Annotated in this window: 20 protein-coding genes; 12 read left to right on the forward strand and 8 right to left on the reverse strand. The window is 70.9% G+C overall.

Translation table 11 applies throughout. The features are described 5' to 3' along the window. The 5 genes from L3Q67_RS14635 to L3Q67_RS14655 all read right to left on the reverse strand — a co-directional run bounded on the left by L3Q67_RS14635 (position 1) and on the right by L3Q67_RS14655 (position 4,122). The gene (locus tag L3Q67_RS14635) at positions 1-624 is read right to left on the reverse strand and encodes a response regulator (protein WP_395903724.1); all 624 of its coding nucleotides are present in this window, start codon (positions 622-624) and stop codon (positions 1-3) included. Beyond that, positions 621-1,817, reverse strand: coding sequence for a sensor histidine kinase (locus L3Q67_RS14640; protein WP_499190014.1), 1,197 nt, complete (start codon positions 1,815-1,817; stop codon positions 621-623). The genes L3Q67_RS14635 and L3Q67_RS14640 overlap by 4 nt, the downstream gene beginning before the upstream one ends. Next, complete coding sequence (locus L3Q67_RS14645; RefSeq protein WP_499190015.1) at positions 1,778-2,602, reverse strand: ABC transporter permease; 825 nt, start codon at positions 2,600-2,602, stop codon at positions 1,778-1,780. Before L3Q67_RS14645 ends, L3Q67_RS14640 begins: the two co-directional genes overlap by 40 nt. Next, the gene (locus L3Q67_RS14650; RefSeq protein ID WP_499190016.1) at positions 2,599-3,438 is read right to left on the reverse strand and encodes an ABC transporter ATP-binding protein; all 840 of its coding nucleotides are present in this window, start codon (positions 3,436-3,438) and stop codon (positions 2,599-2,601) included. Before L3Q67_RS14650 ends, L3Q67_RS14645 begins: the two co-directional genes overlap by 4 nt. An 84-nt stretch (positions 3,439-3,522) precedes the next feature. Continuing rightward, positions 3,523-4,122 (reverse strand): TetR/AcrR family transcriptional regulator, encoded by a 600-nt coding sequence (locus tag L3Q67_RS14655; RefSeq protein WP_499190017.1) that lies wholly within the window; start codon positions 4,120-4,122, stop codon positions 3,523-3,525. Positions 4,123-4,185: 63 nt separating this feature from the next. Between L3Q67_RS14655 and L3Q67_RS14660 the strand changes: the two genes are divergently transcribed. The 3 genes from L3Q67_RS14660 to L3Q67_RS14670 are packed head-to-tail and all read left to right on the forward strand — an operon-like array spanning position 4,186 to position 8,035. Continuing rightward, on the forward strand, positions 4,186-5,652 hold the full coding sequence (locus L3Q67_RS14660; protein ID WP_499190018.1) for an MFS transporter: 1,467 nt from the start codon (positions 4,186-4,188) through the stop codon (positions 5,650-5,652). 29 nt (positions 5,653-5,681) lie between these two features. Then, positions 5,682-7,394, forward strand: coding sequence for an SDR family oxidoreductase (locus tag L3Q67_RS14665; protein ID WP_499190019.1), 1,713 nt, complete (start codon positions 5,682-5,684; stop codon positions 7,392-7,394). Between the two features lie 17 nt (positions 7,395-7,411). Further along, a complete protein-coding gene (locus L3Q67_RS14670; protein ID WP_499190020.1) occupies positions 7,412-8,035 on the forward strand; it encodes a TetR/AcrR family transcriptional regulator in 624 nt (207 codons plus the stop codon). Positions 8,036-8,473: 438 nt separating this feature from the next. Here the strand turns inward: L3Q67_RS14670 and L3Q67_RS14675 are convergent, their stop codons facing one another. Continuing rightward, positions 8,474-9,616 (reverse strand): citrate synthase 2, encoded by a 1,143-nt coding sequence (locus tag L3Q67_RS14675; RefSeq protein WP_499190021.1) that lies wholly within the window; start codon positions 9,614-9,616, stop codon positions 8,474-8,476. Positions 9,617-9,859: 243 nt separating this feature from the next. Between L3Q67_RS14675 and L3Q67_RS14680 the strand changes: the two genes are divergently transcribed. From L3Q67_RS14680 to L3Q67_RS14705, 6 genes are read left to right on the forward strand one after another with little or no spacing between them, the layout of a single operon-like run. Beyond that, a complete protein-coding gene (locus L3Q67_RS14680) occupies positions 9,860-10,162 on the forward strand; it encodes an urease subunit gamma (protein WP_209662740.1) in 303 nt (100 codons plus the stop codon). A gap of 11 nt (positions 10,163-10,173) precedes the next feature. Then, positions 10,174-10,464, forward strand: a complete 291-nt coding sequence (locus L3Q67_RS14685) for an urease subunit beta (protein ID WP_499190022.1) — start codon at positions 10,174-10,176, stop codon at positions 10,462-10,464. Positions 10,465-10,466: 2 nt separating this feature from the next. Next, positions 10,467-12,185, forward strand: coding sequence for an urease subunit alpha (locus L3Q67_RS14690; RefSeq protein WP_499190023.1), 1,719 nt, complete (start codon positions 10,467-10,469; stop codon positions 12,183-12,185). Next, positions 12,185-12,859, forward strand: a complete 675-nt coding sequence (locus L3Q67_RS14695) for an urease accessory protein UreF (RefSeq protein ID WP_499190024.1) — start codon at positions 12,185-12,187, stop codon at positions 12,857-12,859. Before L3Q67_RS14690 ends, L3Q67_RS14695 begins: the two co-directional genes overlap by 1 nt. Continuing rightward, positions 12,816-13,559, forward strand: coding sequence for a P-loop NTPase family protein (gene ureG, locus L3Q67_RS14700; protein WP_499190025.1), 744 nt, complete (start codon positions 12,816-12,818; stop codon positions 13,557-13,559). Before L3Q67_RS14695 ends, ureG begins: the two co-directional genes overlap by 44 nt. Beyond that, positions 13,556-14,266, forward strand: coding sequence for an urease accessory UreD/UreH family protein (locus L3Q67_RS14705; protein ID WP_499190026.1), 711 nt, complete (start codon positions 13,556-13,558; stop codon positions 14,264-14,266). Before ureG ends, L3Q67_RS14705 begins: the two co-directional genes overlap by 4 nt. Here L3Q67_RS14705 and L3Q67_RS14710 read toward each other — a convergent pair. Then, positions 14,253-14,870: a TetR/AcrR family transcriptional regulator gene (locus tag L3Q67_RS14710; RefSeq protein ID WP_499190027.1), complete on the reverse strand. Its 618-nt coding sequence runs from the start codon at positions 14,868-14,870 to the stop codon at positions 14,253-14,255. The genes L3Q67_RS14705 and L3Q67_RS14710 overlap by 14 nt on opposite strands. A 100-nt stretch (positions 14,871-14,970) precedes the next feature. Between L3Q67_RS14710 and L3Q67_RS14715 the strand changes: the two genes are divergently transcribed. Next, the gene (locus L3Q67_RS14715; RefSeq protein WP_499190028.1) at positions 14,971-16,161 is read left to right on the forward strand and encodes an alpha/beta hydrolase family protein; all 1,191 of its coding nucleotides are present in this window, start codon (positions 14,971-14,973) and stop codon (positions 16,159-16,161) included. Between the two features lie 290 nt (positions 16,162-16,451). On the opposite strand, the gene L3Q67_RS14720 is transcribed toward L3Q67_RS14715, so the two are convergent. Then, the gene (locus tag L3Q67_RS14720) at positions 16,452-18,119 is read right to left on the reverse strand and encodes a purine-cytosine permease family protein (protein ID WP_499190029.1); all 1,668 of its coding nucleotides are present in this window, start codon (positions 18,117-18,119) and stop codon (positions 16,452-16,454) included. A 197-nt stretch (positions 18,120-18,316) separates the two neighbouring features. Between L3Q67_RS14720 and pdxH the strand changes: the two genes are divergently transcribed. Together pdxH and L3Q67_RS14730 are read left to right on the forward strand one after the other, a co-directional pair. Beyond that, on the forward strand, positions 18,317-18,997 hold the full coding sequence (pdxH, locus tag L3Q67_RS14725; protein ID WP_499190030.1) for a pyridoxine/pyridoxamine 5'-phosphate oxidase: 681 nt from the start codon (positions 18,317-18,319) through the stop codon (positions 18,995-18,997). 123 nt (positions 18,998-19,120) lie between these two features. Continuing rightward, positions 19,121-20,347 carry an MFS transporter gene (locus tag L3Q67_RS14730; RefSeq protein ID WP_499191538.1) on the forward strand — a complete coding sequence of 409 codons (1,227 nt, stop codon included), beginning with the start codon at positions 19,121-19,123 and terminating at the stop codon, positions 20,345-20,347. Positions 20,348-20,356 lie beyond the last annotated feature (9 nt).

The following is a 20,356-nucleotide window of genomic DNA, read 5'->3' on the forward strand; positions in this document are numbered from 1 at the left end:
TCAGGGGGGTAGTAGGCCCAGTGACATGGCGGTGGTGACGGCGGCGGTGCGGTCGGAGACGTCGAGTTTGCCGAACACCCGCAGCAGGTGCGTTTTCACCGTCGCTTCGCTGATGTGCAGGTCCCGGCCGATCTCGGAGTTCGTGTGGCCCCGCGCCACCAGGCGCAGGACTTCGACCTCCCGCGGTGAGAGCGTGGGTCCGGAGGGCGTGCGCACCTGCTTCACCAGGCGTCCGGCGACCGAAGGTGCCAGGACGGTCTCACCTCGTGCGGCGGCACGGATCGCCCCGGCGAGTTCGGCTCGGGAGGCGTCCTTCAGCAGGTAACCGGCGGCACCCGCTTCCACGGCACGCAGGATGTCGGCATCGGTTTCGTAGGTGGTCAGCACGACCACCCGCCGCGCGGGGTCGGAGCGCAGGATCTGCCGCGTCGCGCCGACACCGTCCAGGCCCGGCATGCGCAGGTCCATCAGGATCACGTCCGGCTGCTTGACGCGGTTCAGCGCCACCGCCTCCTCGCCGGAGCCCGCCTCCCCGATCACCGTCAGGTCCGGTTCGGTGTCGAGCATGCCGCGCAACCCCTCCCGTACCACGGGATGGTCGTCCACCAGCAGGATCCGGATCACGCAGGCACCTCCACCACCAGTTCGGTCCCCCCACGGGTTCCACTGTGGACGGTCAGCTCGCCGCCCACCTGCCGGGCCCGCGCGGCCATCCCGGCCAGGCCGTAGCCGGACCGGGGTGCGTCCGGGTCGAAGCCGACCCCGTCGTCCCGCACGGTCAACCGGACCCGCTCGTCCACAATAGACAACCCGAGCGAGACCGTGGTGGCGTGCGCGTGCCGTCGCGTGTTGTGCAGCGCTTCCTGGGTCGCCCGCAGCAGCACCACTTCCGCGGCGGTGGCCAGTTTCGGCAGTGGACCGTCGATCCGGCAGGTCACCGTGAGCGCGGTTTCGGCGGCCAGCCGATCCGCCTGCCGCCGGACCGCGTCGGCCAAGGTGCCCGAGGTGAGCGCGGACGGCGTCAGCGCGGCCACCATCGAGCGCGCCTCATCGAGGTTCTCGCGGGCGGTCCGCGCGGTCAGTTCCAGGTGTCGCCGCGCCGCCGCCGGGTCGGTGTCCAGTTCGGACTCGATCGCCTGCACCAGCGCCACGATGCTGGTGAACCCCTGTGCCAGCGTGTCGTGGATCTCCCTGGCCAGCCGCTCGCGTTCGGCCGCCGTCCCCGCCTCGTGCGACAACCGCGAGACCTCCGACCGGCTGGCCGCGAGCCGCTCGATCAGGACGGTCTGGTCCTCCTTCTGCTGCGCGATCCGGTGGACGAACAGCCCGAGCATCAGCGCCAGCGCGCAGAAGATCACCCCCGCCGGGATCGTGGTGGCGAGCTGCTCGGCGATGTTCCCGCCGCGGCTGAGCGAGATGATGCCCGGCACGAAGCTGATCAGCACCACCGCCACCACGGACGTGCGCAGCGACAGCAGCCAGAACACCTGCGAGATGACCGACGGCGTGATCCAGGCGGCGCCCGGCGTGAGCAGCAGCGCGCCGAAGAAGAAGACGAGCACCCCGGCCACCGCGAGCACGCCGACCGGCGTCGAGACCTCGCCAGCCGTCCGGACCAGCGGCCGGTGCCCGAACCACCAGTACCAGCCGAAACCGGCGGCCAGCAGCGCCGAGCCGCCGGTCCGCTCCGGCATCGGTTCCTCCGCCTGCAACTGCAGCGCGATCAGCGTGGCCACCAGCGCGAAGAGGTAGAACAGCTCCCAGTACCGCAGGAGCTTCAGTTCGACCGGTTGCTCCAGCGGAAGGTCAGCAGGCACAGCAGCAGGCCCGCCACGCACCAGGCGCTCAGCACGCCCGCGGTCAGACCCAGTTCCCATTTCCCCGCCAATTCGTAGGCCGCCAGTTCGTCCGGGAGGAACACCGAGCGTAAGCCCTGGCAGATCCACTTCACCGGGAACAACGAGGACACCGCGGTCATCGCGGGCGGCAGCTGGGAGATCATCACGAACACCCCGGAGGTGAACTGCAGGCCGAGGAAGACGATCTGGCTGGCCGCCGAAGCGCCGTTCACCCCCTTGGCCACCGAGCTGACCGCGATGCCGAGCATGCCGCAGCCGATCACCCCGAGTACGAACACCCACAGCAGGGTGAACCAGTCCAGCGGGTCGGAGGGCAGCCGGACGTCGAACATCACCATGCCGACGACCAGCATCACCAGCACCTCGGCCACGCTCGCCACCGCGACCAGGATCAGCTTGCCGATGAAGTAGCTGGTCGCGGGCATCGGCGTGCCGCGCAGGCGCTTCAGCGTGCCGTCCTCGCGGTCGAGCGCGACACCGGTGCCCATGGTGACGAACGAGGTGGAGATGATGCCCGCGCCGATCATGCTGGCCGCGAACACCTGGCTCGAGGTGATCGACGAACCCGGCAGCGTGTCCCCGAAGATCGAGCCGAGCAGGACCAGCAGGAACGCCGGCAGCGAGAAGGTGAAGATGACGAATTCCCGCTGCCGGAAGAACTGCCGCAGTTCGGCCCCGCCCCTGGCGAGCCCCATCGAAAGTGTGCTCGGCAGGGTGCCCGGCGGTGCCGCGGTGGTGCTCATGACTGCTGTCCGATCAGTTCGAGGTAGGTGTCCTCCAGGCTCGGCCGCGTGACGGTCAGTCCGGCCAGCTCTCCACCCCCAGCGGAGAGCTGGCGGACCAGTTCGGTGGGCGTCGCCGTGCGGCGTTCCTGCAGACCCTCGGCGTCCTCCCAGCGCACCGTCGCCTCGGCCCCGGCGCGGCCGCCGAGCGTCGCCGGGGTGCCCTCGGCGACGATCTCGCCGCGCGCGATGACCGCGACGCGGTTCGCCAGCGCCTCGGCTTCGTCGAGGTAGTGGGTGGTGAGCAGGATCGTCGTGCCGTCGAGCGCGAGCAGCCGGATCAGCTCCCAGAACTGCCTGCGTGCCTCCGGGTCGAACCCGGTGGTCGGCTCGTCGAGGAACAGCAGTTCGGGACGGCCGATGATGCCGAGCGCGACGTCGAGCCGCCGCCGTTGCCCCCCGGAAAGCGCCTTGACCCTGGCGTTCGCCTTCTCGGTGAGCCCGACCTGCTTGATCACTTCGTCGGGATCACGCGGGCGCGGGTAGTAGCGCGCGAAGTGCCGCACCGACTCGGCGACGGTCAGCTCGGCCGCGTCGGTCGCGGTCTGCAGCACCATGCCGAGCCGCGCGCGCCAGGTCCGGTCACCGCGACCGGGGTCGACGCCGAGCACGCTGGCCTCACCCGCGGTCCGGCGGCGGTGTCCTTCCAGGATCTCCACCGTGGTCGTCTTGCCCGCACCGTTCGGGCCGAGCAGCGCGAAGACCTCGCCCTGCCGGATGTCCAGATCGATGCCGCCGACGGCCGTGTGGCCCGGGTACTCCTTGCGCAGCCCGCGCACCTTCACCGCAACTTCCATGCCGCTCAGCCTGATCGACGCCGCGCGCACCCGGGACGACCAGCGGGTGGAACCCGGTTGTCCCCCGATCGGTGGACACCGGGCTCAGCGAGGCGTGACCAGCTCGCGCAGGGCCAGGTCCAGCGACCGCAGGAGGCTGGTGTGGACCTCGCCGCCGGGGGTGGTGTGCAGCATGCGGTTCGCCATGCCCTCGGTCAGCGCGATCACCAGTTCGGCGAGCGCCGCGGCGGGGAGGTCGGTGCGGAATTCGCCGTTGTCCTGGCCGTGCTGGAGGAACTCGGTGGTCACCTGCAGCGTCCAGGCGTAGTCCTCGCGCAGTTTTTCCGCCCATTCGGGCCGGGTCGCGGCCTGCACGGTGAACGCCAGCACCACCAGCAGCTCCGACCGGGTCTGCGCGTCCAGCGGCAACGCGGCGAGGATGTGCCGCCGCAGCACGTCGAGCAGGGGGCCGGTCGTGTCGAGCCCGCGCCAGCGCTCGACCAGGATCAGGCCGGTCAGGTCGAAGGCCTCGCGCAGCAGGTCTTCCTTGCTGGCGAAGTACTTCTGCACCGCGCCTGCGGAGATCCCGGCCTCGGCGGCGACCGCGCGGATGCTCACCGCCTCGATTCCTTCGCGCGCGACGAGGGTGAGCAGCGCCCCGGCGATCTCACGCTGGCGCTCGGCTCTGTCGACCACCTTCGGCACCTCGCCACCGTACCTTGACGCCGGGTTTAAGATACGATCGTATTCTCAAACAGGGGGCGGGGCATGACTTCCGTGGGGGAACGCGCCGGACGGGACCGGCTGGCCGCCGGGCTGACCAGGGGGCCGGCCGAGGTGCTGGACTTCTTCCTGCCGCTGTGGGCGGGCAGTCACCTGGCCGCGTCGGCGGCCGAGGTCGGTGCGCTGACCGCGCTGGAGACGCTGGTCTCGTTCGCCGTGCGGCCGGTGGCAGGCGCGCTCGCCGACCGGTTCGACCGCGGCAGGCTGGCCGCCCTCGGTGCCGTCCTCTATGGACTGTCCTTTGTGGTGTACGCGGTGACGCCGTCGATGGCCTGCGCCTATGGGGCGGCCGTGCTCGGTGGAGCGGGTGGCGCGCTCTTCTGGGTCGCGCTGCGGGCGCGGGTCGGGGAAGGGCTGCGTGACGACGACGGCGCGTTCAGCAAGCTCTTCGCCGCGGAGGGTACGGGCACCTGGATCGCGTTCATCGCGGCGCTGTCGCTCGTCGCGCGCATCGACTACCGCGGTGTCTTCGTGCTCGGGGCGGCTGCCTGCCTGGTCGCGGCGGTGGTGCTGGTGCGCTCCGGCGCGAAGGCCACGCCGATGCCGGACGACGCGCCGAAGTTCCGGCAACTGGGCGGGCGGATGTGGCCGATGCTCGGGCTCGTCGTGGTCACCGCGCTCGCCGAAGCCGGGGTCGCGTTGCTGCTGCTCATGCACCTGCAACGCGGGCACCAGCTCGAACTCGGCGAAATCGCGGCCGTGTTCCTGCCAGGGTTCATCGTCTACAGCGTGCTGCCCGACTACCTGCACCGCGTGGTGCGGCGAGTCGGGCGGCGGAAGGTGCTGTCGCTGGCGATGGTGTGCAGCGCGGTGTTCGCGGCGGCGCTGTCGTTCGCGCCGAGCCCGCCGGTGCTGGCGGTGTTGTGGGTGTTGTCCGCGGTCGCGTTCGCCGCCGCGGTGCCGGTCGAGCAGGCGATCGTCGCGGAGGCGGCGGGCGTGAGCCTGGGACGCGGTATGGGGATCTACGAAGGCGCGACGCTGCTGGGCGCCACGATCGGCACGTTCACCGCTGGCCTGCTGTACTCGGCGGGTGACGGCTGGTGGGTTGCCTGCCTGGGGGCCGCCGGGCTGTTGTTGAGCACGTCCGTGCTGGTGCCGAAGGCGGTGGCGCGGGTGGGCGTGGTGGACCGGCCGGTGGCGGTCGAACCGGTGGCACCCGCCGAGCCCAAGCCCGAGCCGGAACCCGAGCCGGAGCCGGAGGCGGAAACCGAGTCGAAGAAGCCGGGTTGGCGCAACTGGGCCATCCACGCGGCGGTGTTCGTCGTGGCGCAGGCCGCGTTGGCGATCGCCGGGTACAGCTGGCCGCTGGCGGCGCTGGGCAGCGACGATCCGGACTTCATCCTCAACGACAGCGGCCACTGGCTGCTCAACGCGGGCCGGATCTGGTGCCTGGTCTTCGTCGTCGACACCCTCTGGACCGGCTGGATCTTCCTCCGGAAGAGGGATGGTTGATTTGCTGACAATCTGTCTAACATGACGAGATGTCTCACAAGTGGGTGACGGCCAGCGACGGCGTGCGGCTTTCGGTGCGGGAGGCCGGGCCCGCGGACGCTCCGGTGGTGCTGGCGGTGCACGGGTACCCGGACAACGGCTCGCTGTGGGACGAGGTCGCCGCCGAGTTGCGGGCGCTCTACCGCGTGGTGGTCTACGACGTGCGCGGTGCCGGTGAGTCGGGCAAACCGCGCGCCCGCCAGGCGTACCGGCTCGACCAGCTAGCCGCCGACCTCGCGGCGGTCGCCGACGCGGTCAGCCCGGACGCGCCGGTGCACCTGCTCGCCCACGACTGGGGCTCGATCCAGGCCTGGCACGCGGTGACCGGTGACTGGGCACCCGGCCGGGTCGCCTCGTTCACCTCGATCTCCGGCCCGAGCCTGGACCACGCCGGCGCCTGGTTCCGCGCCCAGCTGACCCGGCCGACGCCGAAGCGCCTGCGCAACGCGCTCAACCAGTTCCTGCACTCGCAGTACATCACCGGTTTCCAGGTGCCGCTGGTGCCGGAACTGCTCTGGCGCACCGGCCTGATGCGACGGCTGATCGCCCTGCTGGAGCCCGCCGAAAAGGCGCCGGAGATCTCCGACGGCATCCACGGCCTCAAGCTGTACCGCGCGAACATCCTGTCCCGGCTCAGCCGTCCGGTCCCGCGCGCCGCGAGCATGCCGGTCCAGGTGCTCGCCCCGACCGGCGACGGGTTCGTCAGCACCCCGATGCAGACGGAGATCGAGCGCTGGGTGCCGGATCTGCGCGTCCGGCGGATCACCGGCTCGCACTGGGTGGTGCGGTCGAAGCCGGGGTTGATCGCCCGCGCCGCCACCGAACTGATCGAGCACGTCGAAGGCGCGCCCGAGCCCCGCGCGCTCGCGCGGGCGAGGGTGACCGCCAAGGCGCGCGGCCGGTTCGCCCACCAGTTGGTGGTGGTGACCGGTGCGGGCAACGGGATCGGCCGTGCCACCGCGCAGGCTTTCGCGAGCGAAGGCGCCGAAGTGGTGGTCACCGACCTCAACGCCAAGGCCGTCGCGGAGACCGCGCGGCTGGTGCGCGGGCATGAGTACACAGTGGACTCTTCGGACGGGGAAGCGGTGCACGCCTTCGCGAAGGCGGTGCGCGCCGGACACGGTGTGCCGGACGTCGTGGTGAACAACGCGGGCATCGGCGTGTCCGGCCCGTTCCTCGACACCGGTGTGGACGACTGGGAACGCGTGCTCGACGTGAACCTGTGGGGCGTGATCCACGGCTGCCGCGCGTTCGCCGAGCAAATGAAACAGCGCGGCGAAGGCGGGCACATCGTGAACCTCGCTTCGATGGCGGCCTACGCGCCGTCCAAGATCCTGCCCGCGTATGCGACGTCCAAGGCCGCGGTGCTGATGCTCAGCGAATGCCTGCGCGCGGAACTGGCGGCGGAGAACATCGCGGTGACCGCGATCTGCCCCGGCATCATCCACACCGGCATCACCGACCGCACCCGCTTCGTCGGCGTGGACGAGGTGGAACAGCGGCGGCGCCGTCGCAAGAGCACCAGCCTGTACGCGAAGCGGAGCTTCGGCCCGGAGAAGGTGGCGCGCGATATCCTGCGCGCCGTGGAGAAGAACACGGCGGTCGCAACGTCCACACCGGAGGCGAAGGCGGCGCTGGTGCTGTCCCGGCTGACGCCGGGTGTGCTGCGGGCGGCCGCCAGACTGGACCTCACGCCCAGGTGAACCGCAAACCCCGGCGCATGTCACGCGAAGCCCGGCGCGAGGACCTGATCGCCGCGGCGCTGGACCTGTTCAGCACCAATCCACCCGAGCAGGTCTCGGTGGACGACATCGCGGCGCGCGCGGAGGTGTCCCGGCCGCTGTTCTACCGCTACTTCTCCAGCGTCCGGGAACTCCAGGTGGCCGCGCTGCGCACGGTCACCGACGGGCTGGTCGACCGGCTCGCGGTCAGCGCGGAAGGGCCGCCGCTGGACCGGCTGCGTGCGGTGGTGCGCGGGCTGATCACGGTGGCCGGCGAGTACCGCGCGGGCTACATCGCCTTGCTGCGCAGCGGATCCGTGATCGCCACCTCGGAAACCGAGGCGCTGGTGGACCAGGTGCGCCATCGCGCGGTCCAGCTCATCCTCACCGAGGCACGGGTGGCCGAGCCGTCACCGATGCTGCTGGTCACCCTGCGCTGCTGGACGGCGGTGGTCGAAGGCACGCTGCTGAGCTGGCTGCAGGAAGGCGTGCTGCCGCGCGACGAGCTGGACACCTGGCTGGTGGACCAGCTCGTCGCGATGCTGGCGGTCACCGCCGAGCACGACCCGGCGGCGGCGGTATCTTTGGCCTCGCCTTCGGCGAGGCGAGGAGATCGCTTTTGAGCCGGTCAACGGAGGAAAACACGCCGTGCCGCTGGGCGGCCCGTCGCGCCTTCCTCCGTTGACCGGCGCGATCTCCTGCCGCTGCCGGCGAGCATGACCCGGCGGCGGCGGTGTCTTTGGCCTCGCCTTTGGCGGGGCGGGGGGATCGCTGTTGAGCCGGTCGCAGTGTCTTTGGCCTCGCCTTCGGCGAGGCGAGGAGATCGCTGTTGAGCCGGTCAACGGAGGGAAACACGCCGTGCCGCTGGGCGGCCCGTCGCGCCTTCCTCCGTTGACCGGCGCGATCTCCTGCCGCTGCCGGCGAGCATGACCCGGCGGCGGTGGTGTCTTTGGCCTCGCCTTTGGCGGGGCGGGGATCGCTGTTGAGCTGGTCGACGGAGGAGAGCACGTCGTGTAGTTGGGCGGCCCGTCGCGCCTTCCTTCGTTGACCGGCGCGGTCTCCTACGGCTTGATCGAGTCCCAGCCTTCGACCTCTTCCGGCTGACGCGGGCCGGGGCCGACGTACTTGGCCGACGGGCGCACCAGGCGGCCGGTTCGCTTCTGTTCGAGGATGTGCGCGGCCCAGCCCGCTGTCCGCGCGGAGCTGAACATCGCGGGCATCATGTGCAGCGGGACCTGCGCGAAGTCGAGGATGACCGCGGCCCAGAACTCCACGTTCGTCTCGATCGCGCGGTCCGGGCGGCGCTCGCGCAGCTCGGCCAGCGCGGCCTGCTCCAGCGCGGCGGCCACTTCGTACCGCTCGGCACCCAGCTCGCGGCAGGTCCGGCGGAGCACGCGCGCCCGCGGGTCCTCGGCCCGGTAGACCCGGTGCCCGAAGCCCATCAGGCGGTCCTTGCGGTCGAGGATGCCCTTGACCACGGCACGCGCGTCACCGGTGCGCTCGGCCTCGGCGATCATCGGCAGCACGCGCGCGGGCGCGCCACCGTGCAGCGGACCCGACATCGCGCCGATCGCGCCCGACAGCGCCGCCGCCACGTCCGCGCCGGTCGACGCGATCACACGGGCGGTGAAGGTGGAGGCGTTCAGGCCGTGCTCGGCGGCGGAAACCCAGTAGGCGTCCACGGCCTTGACGTGCGCGGGGTCCGGCTCGCCGCGCCAGCGGACCATGAACCGCTCGGTGATGGTGTTCGCCTCGTCGACCCTGGCCTGCGGCACCGCGGGCTGCCCGACCCCGCGCGCGGACTGCGCGACGTAGGACAGGGCCATCACCGAGGCACGGGCCAGTTGGTCACGGGCGTCTTCGTCGCTGATGTCGAGCAGTGGCTGGTAACCCCAGATCGGCGCCAGCATGGCCAGCGCGGCCTGCACGTCGACGCGGACGTCACCGGTGTGCACCGGGATCGGGAAGGCCTCGGCGGGCGGCAGGCCCTGGCCGAACCTGCCGTCGACCAGCAGGCCCCAGACGTCGCCGAAGGTGACCTTGCCCGCCAGGTCCTCGATGTCGACGCCGCGGTAGCGCAGCGCGCCGCCGTCGCGGTCCGGTTCGGCGATTTCGGTGCGGAAGGCGATCACGCCCTCCAGTCCCGGGCGGAAGCCGTCGTCCGCCTCCGCGGGCGGTGCTGGTGATACGGGCGCTGTCGTCACTTGAGCGGAACCTTTCGATGCGCGTTCCCCGAATGATGTGCGTGCGTGGCGCGGCAGGGGACGGCGCTTGCGCCCCTTCGCGCGATGGACAAACCATCCTCCTGTCACCGGCGCGGATCAATCGAAAGATGTCGTGGTTTCGGTCACGATTACGAGAACGATTCAGACGATCGGGTGTCCTGGACGTAAATCCTGTGTTTCGCGGACCGGTCCGGCGGGCCTACCGGTGGTAGACCTCTAGCCATGCACCTCTCCCCGCAGGAACGGGACAAGCTGCTGGTCCACGTGGCCGCGGACGTGGCACGACGCCGGCTCGAGCGCGGGGTGAAGCTGAACTACCCCGAGGCCGTCGCGTTGATCACCGATCACGTGCTCGAAGGCGCGCGGGACGGCCGCACGGTCAGCGAACTGGTGGCCAGTGGGCGGACCGTGCTCAGCCGGGACCAGGTGCAGTCCGGCATTCCGGAAATGGTGGATTCGGTGCAGGTCGAAGCCACCTTCCCGGACGGCACCAAGCTCGTCACCGTGCACGATCCGATCGTTTAGGGAGCGTGGCGATGCGGCCAGGAGAGATCATCACCGGCGACGAGCCGGTCGAGCTGAACCCCGGGCGCGACCGGGTCGCGCTGCGCGTGCGCAACACCGGCGACCGGCCGGTCCAGGTCGGTTCGCACTACCACTTCGCCGCGGTCAACCCGGCGCTCGCGTTCGATCGCGCACGGGCGGCGGGCCGGCGGCTGGACATCCCCGCGGGCACCTCGGTCCGGTTCGAACCGGGCATCGAACGCGAAGTGGTGCTGGTGCCGTTCGCCGGTCGCGGTGTCGTCCCGGGACTGAGGAAGGACTGACCGTGCCGCAGATCGATCGCGAGCGCTACGCCGAGCTGTTCGGGCCGACCGTCGGCGACCGGATCCGGCTGGCCGACACCGACCTGCTGATCGAGGTCACCGAGGACCGCAGCCGGGGCCCGGCTTCGGGCGACGAGGTCCTCTTCGGCGGCGGCAAGGTGATCCGCGAGTCGATGGGGCAGGGCATGGCCACGCGTGCCGAAGGCGCGCCCGACCTGGTCATCACCGGCGTGGTCGTGCTGGACCACTGGGGTGTGGTCAAGGCGGACGTCGGCGTGCGCGACGGCCGGATCGTCGGCATCGGCAAGGCCGGGAACCCGGACACGATGGACGGCGTCGATCCCGCACTGGTGATCGGCCCGGCCACGGAAGTGCTGGCGGGCAACGGGAAGATCCTGACCGCCGGGGGCATCGACTGCCACGTGCACTTCATCTGCCCGCAGCTGGTCGAGACCGCGCTGGCCGCCGGGCTGACCACGCTGGTCGGCGGCGGCACCGGTCCGGCGGAGGGCAGCAAGGCCACCACGGTCACGCCCGGCGCGTGGAACCTCGGGCGCATGCTGCGGGCGATGGACCACCTGCCGATCAACATCCTGTTGCTGGGCAAGGGGAACACCGTGCGCGCCGAGGCGCTGCGCGAGCAGCTCGTCGCCGGTGCGGGCGGGTTCAAGCTGCACGAGGACTGGGGCACCACGCCTGCCGCGATCGACACCTGCCTCACCGTCGCCGACGAATCCGGTGTCCAGGTGGCGATCCACACCGACACCCTGAACGAGGCCGGGTTCCTTGAGTCCACTGTGGATGCAATCGGCGGCCGGTCGATCAACGCCTACCACACCGAGGGGGCCGGTGGCGGGCACGCGCCGGACATCATCCAGGTCGCCGGGCTGCCGAACATCCTGCCGTCGTCGACGAACCCGACCCGGCCGCACACCGCGAACACCCTCGACGAGCACCTCGACATGCTGGTGGTCTGCCACCACCTCAACCCGTCGGTGCCCGAGGACCTGGCCTTCGCCGAGAGCCGCATCCGACCGACCACCATCGCCGCCGAGGACGTGCTGCACGACCTGGGCGCGATCTCGATGATGAGCTCCGATTCGCAGGCGATGGGCCGGATCGGCGAGGTGATCATCCGGACCTGGCAGACCGCGCACGTGATGAAGCGCCGCCGGGGTGCGCTGCCGGGGGACGGCGCGGCGGACAACCTGCGGGCTCGTCGTTATGTCGCCAAATACACGATCAACCCGGCCATCGCGCACGGCATGGACGGCGAGATCGGCTCGGTGGAGGTCGGCAAGCTGGCCGATCTGGTGCTGTGGGAACCGAAGTTCTTCGGCGTGCGCCCGCACGTGGTGCTCAAGGGCGGGTTCGCGGCGTGGGCGGCGATGGGGGACGCCAACGCCTCCATCCCGACACCGCAGCCCGTGCTGGCGCGGCCGATGTTCGGTGCCTCGGCGGTGGTCGCCGCCGAAACCAGCCTGACCTTCGTGGCACCCGAAGCGATCGACGCCGGGGTCGCCGACGAACTGCGGCTGGCCAGCCGGGTGGTGCCGGTGGCGAACACGCGCTCGCGCGGCAAGGCGGACATGGTGCTCAACGACGCGCTGCCGGACATCCGCGTGGAGCCGGACAGTTTCGCGGTGTACGTGGACGGTGAGCTGATCGAGCCGCAACCCGTGGACGAACTGCCCATGGCCCAACGGTACTTCCTGTTCTGATGAGAAGCACCGACGTCTCCGCGCTGATCATGGCCGACTCCCGGTTCCCCGGGGGTGGGCACGTGCACTCCGGTGGGCTGGAGGAAACCGTGGTGCGCAAGCTCGTCCGTGCCGAGCGCGACCTTCCTTCGTTCCTCAGTGGACGGTTGCGCACGGCCGGCCTGCTCGCGGCTTCGTTCGCCGCGGCGGCCTGCCGCCAGTCGGACTGGGCGCTGCTCGACGCCGAACTCGACGCACGCACACCCTCTGCCGCGCAACGGGAATCGTCACGCGCGCAGGGGCGTGGGACCGTGCGCGCGGGCAAGGTCGCCTGGCCGTCGCCGGTGCTGGACGAACTGCTGCGGGTCACGCCCCGGCCGCACCACCCCATCGCGGTCGGCGCGCTCACCGGGATCGCCGGGGGAGCGCCGATCGACGCGGCGCTCGCGGTGGCCTACCTCGCGGTCAGCGGCCCGGCGAGCGCGGCGGTGCGGCTGCTAGGGCTGGACCCGTTCGTGGTGAACGCCGTGGTGGCGCGGCTTTCCGATGAACTGCACGCGGTCGCCGAAGACGCGGCCGCCGTCGCAGGGGAACACCCCGCCGAACTCCCGGCGCCGGGTGCGCCGGCGCTGGACCTGCTCGCCGAAGCGCATGCGCGCGGACACAAGGAAGAGGTGCGTCTCTTTGCCAGCTGACGGACACGGACACGGCCACGGGCACGTGCACCCGGTCAACTTCGATCCCACCGCCACCGAACCGGACCAGTTCCCGGCCGTGTCGATGGACGGGCGGCCGTATCGGATCGGCATCGGCGGCCCGGTCGGCAGCGGCAAGACCGCGCTGGTCGCGGCGTTGTGCCGCGCGCTCGGCGACGAACTGGACCTGGCCGTGGTGACCAACGACATCTACACCACCGAGGACGCCGACTTCCTGCGCAAGGCCGGGGTGCTGGACCCCGAGCGGATCGAGGCCGTGCAGACCGGGGCGTGCCCGCACACCGCGATCCGCGACGACATCACCGCGAACCTCGATGCCGCCGAACGACTGGAGGAGCGCTTCCCCGGCCTCGATCTGATCATCATCGAGAGCGGCGGGGACAACCTGACCGCCGTGTTCAGTCGCGGCCTGGCGGACAGCCAGGTCTTCGTGGTCGACGTGGCGGGCGGCGACAAGGTGCCGCGCAAGGGCGGTCCCGGGGTCACCACGGCGGACCTGCTGGTGATCAACAAGATCGACATCGCCCACCTGGTCGGCGCGGACATGGCGGTGATGACCTCCGACGCGCACCGGATGCGCGGCGAACTGCCGGTGATCACGCAGTCCCTTGTGGACACTCCGGACGCGCCGGCGGTGGCGGACTGGGTGCGCTCGCTGGTGCCGGTCCGCGCGGGGTGAAGGCCACCGCGCGACTGGTCGCCGAGCTCGGTCCCGACGGCCGCACGGTGTTGCGTGAGCTGCGCTCGATGGCGCCGCTCACGCTCTTCCCGCGTCGGCGGTTCACCCGGGATGCGTTGGTGCACCTGGTCAACTCGGCGACCTCACCCCTGGGCGGCGACGAGCTGCGGCTGGTCGTGCGGGTCGGCGCGGGAGCGCGGCTGACGCTGTCCGGGGTGGCGGCGACGCTCGCGCTGCCGGGTCCGCGCGGGGAGGCGAGTTCGTCGGTGGTCGAGGTGGTGGTCGAGGCGGGCGGGCGGTTCGAGTACCTGCCCGAGCCGACCGTGGTCACGGCCCGCGCGCGGCACGTCGCCGAGCTGCACGTTTCGCTGGCCGGGGATGCCGCGTTCCGGGCTCGCGAGGTGCTGGTGCTCGGGCGCGAAGGCGAGTCGCCCGGGCGGCTGACCACCACGCAGCACGTGGTTCGCGACGGCCGCGCGGTGCTGCGGCAGACCCTGGACATCGGTGACCCGGCACTGGGCGCGAGCCTCGCCTACCTGGCCGGCCGCCGGGTGCTCGCCACGGAAATCCTGCTGCTGGACGAAAAGCCGGTGGAACCGACCGGCGGCGAGTGGTGGTCGGTCAGTCCGCTGGCCGGGGGTGGCGCCTTGGTGACGGCCCTCGCCGACAGCACCGTGGAGGCCGAGCGGATGCTCACGTGCGGGTGATCGCGGCGAGCATGACGCCCTTGAGTTCGGCGGCGATGGCCTCCACCGGCAAGGGCGGTTCGTGGGCCTGCCACTCGCGGAGCAGGCCGGTGGCCGCGCCGACCAGCGCGATCGACGTGAGCCGGTAGTCGCGGACGGGCGCGAGGCCGTGCTGTGCTGCGCGCTCGGCTTCGGTGGCGATGAACTCGGCCCAGCGCGTGACCCAGTCCTGGTGCTGGCGCTCCAACTCCGGGCTCACGCCGACCGCCTCGACGTAGTTGAGCCGCGGCAGGCGCGGGTCGGCGGTCACCGTGGCGACGAAGACGTCCAGCGCGGCGGAGATCCGGGTGACCGCGTCCAGGTCGCCCAGTTCGTCGAGCTTGGCGCCGACGCGTTCGTAGGCGGCTTCGTTGATGCGGGCGTGCAGGGTCAGGAGCACCTGTTCCTTGCTGCTGAACTCCTCGTAGAAGTTCCGGGTGGACACGCCGGCGTCGGTGCAGAGGCGGGCGATCTTGGTCTGGGCGTAGCCGTCCGAGGTGAAGCGTTCGAGCGCGGCGGCGAGCAGCTTCTCGCGGCGCTCGGCGCGGCGCTGCTCGGGCGCGATACCGCCGTAGGTGCGAACCACCCGACCTCCAACCGGTGAATTTCGGTAACCAGGATTGCCAAATCATAGCCAACGGCCTACATTGCGAAAATCCTGATTACCACTCCTCTCGGGAGCGATGATGCGCCGAGCCCTGGCCGCCCTGTCCGTCGTACTGGTGGCGTTGACCGCCGGTGCCCTTCCCGCGCAGGCGGCCAGTCCGCCGGTGCCCTCGGAGGATCCCTTCTACACCCCGCCCGACCGGCTCACCGGCGCGCCGGGCGACGTGCTGCGGCAGCGCTCGGTCGAGGTCAAGGTCGGCCCGTTCCCGGCGCCGGTGAAGGCCTGGCAACTGCTGTACCGCTCGACCTCGGCGACCGGCGAGGCGAACGCGGTGTCCGGCACGCTGCTGCTGCCGCCGGTCCCGTGGACGAACGGGCCGCGGCCGCTGGTCACCTACGCCGTCGGCACGCACGGCATCGGGGACGCGTGCGCGCCTTCGTACAAGCTGCGCACCGGCACGGAGAACGAGGTCGCGCTGATCGGGCAGGCGCTGAGCAAGGGCTGGGCGGTCGTGCTGACCGACTACGAGGGCCTCGGCACACCGGGCACGCACACCTACGCCACCGGCCAGTCCGAAGGTCGCGCGATGCTGGACGCCGCACGGGCCGCGTTCAAGGTGCGCGAGGCGGGGCTGTCCGCCGATGGGCCGGTCGGCGTGTTCGGCTACTCGCAGGGCGGGCAGGCGGCGACTTTCGCCGGTGAACTGCAGCCGTCGTACGCGCCGGAACTCGACCTGACGGGCGTCGCGGCGGGCGGCGTGCCCGCCGACATGGCCGCCGTGGCGAAGTTCAACGACGGCGGCCCGGCGTTCGGCCTGGTCCTCGGTGCGGCGGCGGGCCTGTCGACCGCGTACCCGGAGGTGCCGTTCGAGTCGATCCTGAACGACCGCGGGCGCGAGATCGTCGACCGGATCCAGGGCGCCTGCACCCTCGAACTCGGCGCCGCCGCCCCGTTCGCCCGGCTGCGCGACTTCGTCACCGTCCCGGACCCCCTGAGCGACCCGCGCTGGCAGGCGCGCCTGACGGAGAACCGCGCGGGCGACCGCGCCCCGATGGCGCCGGTTTTCCTGTACCACGGCACTTTGGACGAGTTGATCCCGTTCAACGTGGGCAAGGCGCTGCTGTCGCGGTACTGCGCGAAGGGCGTGACGGTGCAGTGGCAGACGCTGCCGTTGCTGGAACACATCGGCGGCGTGGCGGCAGGGGGACCGCTCGCCATCGAATGGCTGGGGAATCGGTTCGCCGGGAAGGCTTCCGCGTCCTCCTGCTGAGGCTTCATCCCGGTTTTTAGTGTGACTACGGCGAAAACCTCGATGGGGAAGGGGAAGTGTGGCTGCACCTCCTGTTCCCCACCCACCTCCCCTTGGCACCCCGGATTCTTTTATTCCGGCCGAGTTCCACGTTCAGGCACCCGAGTTCCACGCTCGTGCAGCCGAGTTCCGCACTCCCGTAGCCGAGTTCCACACTCGGCGTGTCCCGGCGCCGGGCCGCCGGGACACGAATGTGGCTTTGGGGGCCGAATCCGCCCCCAAAGCCACATTCGTGACATTGCGGGGGCGTATTAAGGCAGGGGGGTGCGTGGGGTGGGCGTGGGGAGGTCGACGGGGGAGGCGCCGGGGTGTTGGCACTGGTCGTGGCAGGTGGCGTCCAGGGTGCAGCACAGGGAGCAGATGGCCCCCTGTTGTCGTGAGCAGTCGGCGACGTCCGGGAGTTCGTACGAATCCCCGCACACCGTGCATTCGTGCGTGGCCCGCAGGTCTCCCGAAGCCACCGTGTTCGGTCGCGCCAGGTAGTACCGGCCCCCGGTCAGGCGGGCCAGCAGCGGGACGCAGACGACGGCGGTCACCAGCGCCAGCAGTGGGCTGAACGCCGCCGGGTAGACCCCGAAAGCCCCGAAGTACGCGGTGATCGAGACCGCCGAGGCGAACACCATCGAGCCGAAGCCGACCGGGTTGATCTTGTGCAGGTAGGCCCGCTTGAACTCGACGTACCGGGGCGACCACCCCAGCGGCTTGACGATCAGCAGGTCGGCGCACACCGCGCCGATCCACGCGATGGCCACGTTCGAGTAGAAACCGAGGATCTTGTTCAGCAGCGCGAACGCGCCGAACTCCATCAGCGCCAGTGCGATCCCGCAGTTCACCAGCACGTACCAGACGCGCCCCGGGTGGCGGTGCAGCACGCGCGAGAAGAAGTTCGCGAACGACAGCGAGCCCGAGTAGGCGTTCGTCGTGTTGATCTTGATCTGCGAGACGACCACGAACAGCGCGGCGAAGGTCAGGGCCACCGGACCCAGTGCCGGCTTGACCGCTTCGAGGTAGGGCGCGATCGGCTCCAGTGCGTGTGCCTCGCCGACCGCTCCGAGCGCGAGGAACGCCAGGAGCGCGCCGCCGATCTGCTTCGCGGCGCCGAGGATCACCCAGCCGGGGCCCGCGGCGAGCACCGCCGCCCACCAGGAGCGCTTGTTCGCGGCCGTCTTCTCCGGCATGAACCGCAGGTAGTCGGCCTGTTCACCGATCTGCCCGATCAGCGACAGCGCCACCCCCATGCCGAAGCCGAACCCGATCGCGGAGAACTCCGACCCGGCGCCCGCGGTCCCGCCGAACGAGGCGAACTCCGCCAGCCGGTCCGGCTCCCGCACGGCGACCACCACGAACGGCAGGATCAGCCCGGCGATCCACAGCGGCTGCGTCCAGGTCTGCATCTTCGCCAGCGCACCCATCCCGTACAGCGCGAACGGCAGCACGATCAGCGTGGACAGCAGGTAGCCGACCGGCAGCGGCACGCCCAGCGCCAGGTCGAACGCCTGGGCCATGATCGAGCCTTCGAGCGCGAAGAAGATCACCGTGAAGCTGGCGTAGACGAGCGAGGTGAGCGTCGAGCCGAAGTAGCCGAACCCGGCACCGCGGGTGAGCAGGTCCATGTCCACGCCGTACTTGGCGCAGGCCGCGGCGATCGGCGTGCCGGTGACGAAGATGACCAGCGCGGCGGCGAGGATCGCCAGCACCCCGGAGGTGAAGCCGTAGCTGAACACGATGCTGGCGCCGATGGCGAAGTCGGCCAGGTAGGCGATGCCGCCGAGGGCCGTGGTCGCGACCACGAGCGGGCGCCAGCGGCGGAAGGAGTGGGCGGCGAAGCGGAGGGAGTAGTCCTCGCGGTTCTCGTTGGCCGCGAGCTTGGCGTAGCGCCGGCGGGGTTCGGTTTTCGGGGTTGGAACGGTCTCCGTCATGGGTACCTCCAGTCCGGTAAACAGACCGAAGGTAGGGACGCGGTTTTGCGCCCGTGTGGCGTCAGGTAAGCGGTGAGTTACGAGTGGGCGACAACGAGGTGGCAGGAGTCACCGTTCTGTGGGTTTCGCCACGGTGTGCCAACGCCTACCGTCGGGGGCACAAATGACGGCCCTACAGGGCACGGAGGTTGCGGAACATGCCGGAGCTCGACAACGCGAACGGTGCGGCCGACGTAGCCATCCGGCTGCCCGGCATGCGGGTGGCCTACGAAGGCGAGTCGCTGGACGAGGGGAACCTCGCAGGCACCTGGACCGAACAACTGCAGTCCTGGCTCGACCAGGCGATCTCGGCGGGGGTCCCCGAGGCCAACGCGATGGTGCTGGCCACCGCCGACGGTGAGGGCCGCCCGTCCTCGCGCACGGTGCTCTGCAAGGGCCTCGACCAGCGCGGGGTCGTCTTCTACACGAACTACACCTCGAACAAGAGCCACGACCTGACCGTCACCCGGTACGCCTCGGCGACCTTCCCCTGGTACCCGCTGCACCGCCAGGTGCACGTCCGCGGCGAAGTGGAGAAGGTGGACATCACCGAGACCGCCGAGTACTGGGCGTCCCGCCCGCGCGGGTCGCAGCTGGGTGCCTGGGCCTCCCCGCAGTCGCGGGTGGTCGACGGCCGCCGCGCGCTGGACAACGCGCTGCACGCGATCGAGCGCCGGTTCGCCGACGTGGAGCAGGTGCCGTTCCCGCCGCACTGGGGTGGGTGGCGCATCCGCCCGGACGTGGTCGAGTTCTGGCAGGGCCAGCGCGACCGCCTGCACGACCGGCTGCGCTACGTCCGCACCGACGACGGCTGGAAGATCGAGCGCGTCGCCCCGTAGCGACCGTGCCGTAGCGAAAATCACGCGACCGCAAGAGCTTAGCGGGGCTAAGCTCTTGCGGTGAGCGCCGGCGCGGAAACCAGCAAACCGAAGGGCGCGCGCAAGGTACTCGGTTCGATCGTGATGGACACGCGTCCGTTGCGGATCCCGGCCTTCCGCCGCCTCTGGCTGACCACCGTGGTCACCGCCATCGGCAGTCAGCTGACCGCGGTCGCGGTGCCCAAGCAGGTGTTCGACCTGACCGGTTCGTCCGGCTGGGTCGGCCTGACCGGGGCCGTCGCGCTGGTCCCGCTGCTGGTCTTCGGCCTGTGGGGCGGGGCGATCGCGGACACCGTCGACCGCCGCAAGCTGCTGATGGTGACCAACACCGGCATCGCGGTGACCGCCGCGCTGCTCTGGGCGCAGGCCTTCTTCGCGGTGAACTCGGTTTGGGTGGTGCTCGCGCTGCTCGGGGTGAACCAGGCGTTCTTCGCGATCAACATGCCCACGCGCAGCGCCGTGGTCTCCCGGCTGGTGCCCGAGGAACTGCTGCCGTCGGCGATCGCCCTGCAGAGCACGATGAGCCAGTTCGGCGCGGTGTTCGGCCCACTGGCCGCCGGTGCGCTGCTCCCGGTGGTCGGTCTGTCCACTTTGTACCTGTTCGACACGGTGGCGCTGGCGCTCACGCTGTGGGCGGTGTGGAAGCTGCCCCCCATGCTGCCGCTGTCCGGGCTGGTCCGCCGGGCGGGGCTGCGCGACGTGCTCGACGGCTTCCGCTACATGGCCACCCAGAAGGTGCTGCTCGCCTCGTTCGTGGTCGACGTGATCGCGATGGTGTTCGGCATGCCGCGCGCGTTGTTCCCGGAGATGGCCGAGCGGACCTTCGGCGACCCGGCGGGCGGCGGGCTCGCGCTCGGCTGGCTCTACACCGCGATCCCGCTCGGTGCGATGCTGGTCGGGCTGCTGTCCGGCTGGCTGACGCGGATCAGCAGGCACGGTGTGGCCGTGGTGATCGCGATCATCGTCTGGGGCCTGGCGGTGTTCGCCTTCGGCCTGACCGACTCGCTGTGGCTGGCGGTCGTCTTCCTGGCACTGGCCGGCGCGGCCGACATGGTCAGCGCGATCTACCGGATGGCCATCCTGCAGGCCGCCTCCACCGACGAGATGCGCGGCCGGATGCAGGGCGCGCTGACCGTGGTCGTCGCGGGCGGGCCGCGCATCGCCGACCTGTCGCACGGCTGGGCCGCGGCCGGGATCGGCACGGCCGCCGCGACCAGCGGCGGCGGAGTACTGGTGATCCTCCTACTCCTGGTCGCGGTGCTGCTCCTGCCCGCTTTCTGGCGGTATCGGGCCCTCGTCGCCAAGACGTGACGAAGAACT

Source organism: Saccharothrix sp. AJ9571 (genome assembly GCF_021725495.1).
Lineage (GTDB): Bacteria > Actinomycetota > Actinomycetes > Mycobacteriales > Pseudonocardiaceae > Amycolatopsis > Amycolatopsis magusensis.